Source organism: Acidovorax sp. KNOB132 (genome assembly GCF_057541515.1).
In genome coordinates, this window is record NZ_BAAJYT010000413.1 from 1 (window position 1) to 2,213 (window position 2,213).

Consider the following 2,213-nt stretch of genomic DNA (forward strand, 5'->3'; position numbering starts at 1 on the left):
TGCCCGCCTGCCCCACCGCGGCGGACGACATCGCGCTCATGGCCTTCACCTCGGGCACCACGGGGCATCCCAAGGCGCCGGTGCACAGCCACCGCGACGTGCTGGCGGCCTGCGGCGCGTGGCCGCACCATGTGCTGCGCTCCACGCCCGAGGACATCGTGGTCGGCTCGCCGCCGCTGGCCTTCACCTTCGGGCTGGGCGGGCTGCTGCTCTTTCCCATGGCCGCCAGCGCGAGCGTGTACTTTCCCGACGTGCCCTACACCCCCGAGGTGATGGTGCGGCTGATGCGCGAGGTGGGCGCCACCGTCTGCTACACCGCGCCCACCTTCTACCGGCAGATGGCGCCCTTCGCCAAGGCCCTGGGCCTGCCCGCACTGCGCACCTGCGTGAGTGCCGGCGAAGCCCTGCCGGATGCCACGCGCCAGCTGTGGAAGGACGCCACCGGCATCGAGATGACCGACGGCATCGGCGCCACCGAAATGTTCCACATCTTCATCTCGTCGGCCGGCAGCGAAGTGCGCCGCGGCGCCATCGGCCGCGTGGTGCCGGGCTACCAGGCCAAGGTGGTGGACGGGCGCGGGCGCGAGCTGCCGCGCGGCACGGTCGGCAAGCTCGCCGTGATCGGCCCCACGGGCTGCCGCTACTTGGACGATGCGCGCCAGGCCAACTACGTGAAGAACGGCTGGAACCACCCCGGCGACGCCTTCGTGCAGGACGCCGACGGCTACTTCTTCTACCAGGCGCGCGACGACGACATGATCATCACGGCCGGCTACAACGTGGGCGGCCCCGAGGTCGAGGATGCCCTGCTGCGCCACCCCGCCGTGGCCGAGTGCGCCGTGATCGGCGTGCCCGACGACGAGCGCGGCATGGTCGTCAAGGCCATCTGCGTGCTGCGCCCCGGCCATGCCGGCGACGACGCCCTGGCCAAGGCGCTGCAGGACCACGTGAAGGCCAGCATCGCCCCCTTCAAATACCCGCGCATCGTGGAGTTCGCCACCGCCCTGCCGCGCACCGAGACCGGCAAGCTGCAGCGCTTCAAGCTGCGCCAGGCCGCCGCGCTGGCCCGCGACAGCGCGGCCGCTGCGGCCGCCAACGCCCCACTTCCATCCCTCAAGACATGACCCTGCACACCCGACTGCAACCGCCCGACTGGGCGCTCCCCAAGGGCTACGCCAATGGCGTGGCCGCCCGCGGCACGCTGCTCTTCGTGGGCGGCCAGATTGGCTGGAACGCCCGCCAGGAGTTCGAGAGCGACGACTTCATCGTCCAGGCCCGCCAGACCTTCCTGAACGTGCGCGCCGTGCTGGAGGCCGGCGGCGCCGGCCCCGAGCACCTGGTGCGCATGACCTGGTACGTGGTGGACCGCGAGGAATACAACGCGCGCCTGAAAGAGCTGGGCGCCGCCTACCGCGAGGTGCTGGGCCGGCACTTTCCGGCCATGGCCTGCGTGCAGGTCGCCGGCCTCATGGAAGCGCGCGCGCGCATCGAGATCGAGGCCACCGCCGTGCTGCCGGACTGAGCGCGGCCCCCTGCACTTCCCAGCGCCCCGGCGGGGGCGGAAACGGCCCGCACCGGGCACGGCTGCACGATGTGGCCTAATAGCGTGTTTTTCACTTTTCTCTCCAGGAGCCTCCCAAATGGGCAACAAGATCGTTACCGAAGCCGACCGCAAGCGCACCCCCCGTCCCCAGCCACTGCCCGGCGTGACCCTGGCCACCCCCGGCCGCGGCCAGCGCGTGAGCCTGGAGCGTGGCGTCGCCACCCGCAGCAAGAAGAACCCCGGCAAGCGCTCCAAGAAGGGCGGCTGAAAAGCCCCCTTCGCGCCCAGCGCAACGCCAAAGCCCTCTCCGGAGGGCTTTTTTCATGGTGCGATGGTGGCGCGCCAACGCGGCGGCGGCGCGCTCGGCCCGCCGGCTCAGAACCGGTAGCGCGCCGTCACCTGCGCACTGCGCGGCGCGCCGTACATGCCCGAATACCACCAGCCCGACATCGCGGCGATGTCCTTGCGGTCGAACACGTTCTGCACGTTCAGCGCGACCGACAAGCGATCGTTCACCCCGCAGCGGGCCAGGAGGCGGGCCACGGCCCTCTAACGCCAGCCTTGCGTGCCACCCGCCGCGGCCTGTGCGGCGATCCGCCAGCAGGCCGCGCCGAAGCGCACCGCCTCGCCCTGCACGTAGGGCTCGAAAGCCGCCCGCGCGGCCGCGACG

The 2,213-nt window shown here is 71.6% G+C and carries 4 protein-coding genes; 3 read left to right on the forward strand and 1 reads right to left on the reverse strand.

Annotated elements, in window-relative coordinates:
- From AC27IO_RS23180 to AC27IO_RS23190, 3 genes are all read left to right on the forward strand, one after another.
- Positions 1-1,124: AMP-binding protein (locus tag AC27IO_RS23180; RefSeq protein WP_498741013.1), on the forward strand; the 1,124-nt coding region annotated here is incomplete at its 5' end.
- 2 nt (positions 1,125-1,126) lie between these two features.
- Complete coding sequence (locus tag AC27IO_RS23185) at positions 1,127-1,522, forward strand: RidA family protein (RefSeq protein ID WP_498741016.1); 396 nt, start codon at positions 1,127-1,129, stop codon at positions 1,520-1,522.
- 118 nt (positions 1,523-1,640) lie between these two features.
- Entirely contained in the window at positions 1,641-1,811 is a 171-nt protein-coding gene (locus AC27IO_RS23190; RefSeq protein WP_272567028.1) for a hypothetical protein, read from the forward strand.
- A gap of 107 nt (positions 1,812-1,918) precedes the next feature.
- On the opposite strand, the gene AC27IO_RS23195 is transcribed toward AC27IO_RS23190, so the two are convergent.
- Entirely contained in the window at positions 1,919-2,059 is a 141-nt protein-coding gene (locus AC27IO_RS23195) for a hypothetical protein (RefSeq protein WP_498741014.1), read from the reverse strand.
- Positions 2,060-2,213: the final 154 nt, after the last annotated feature.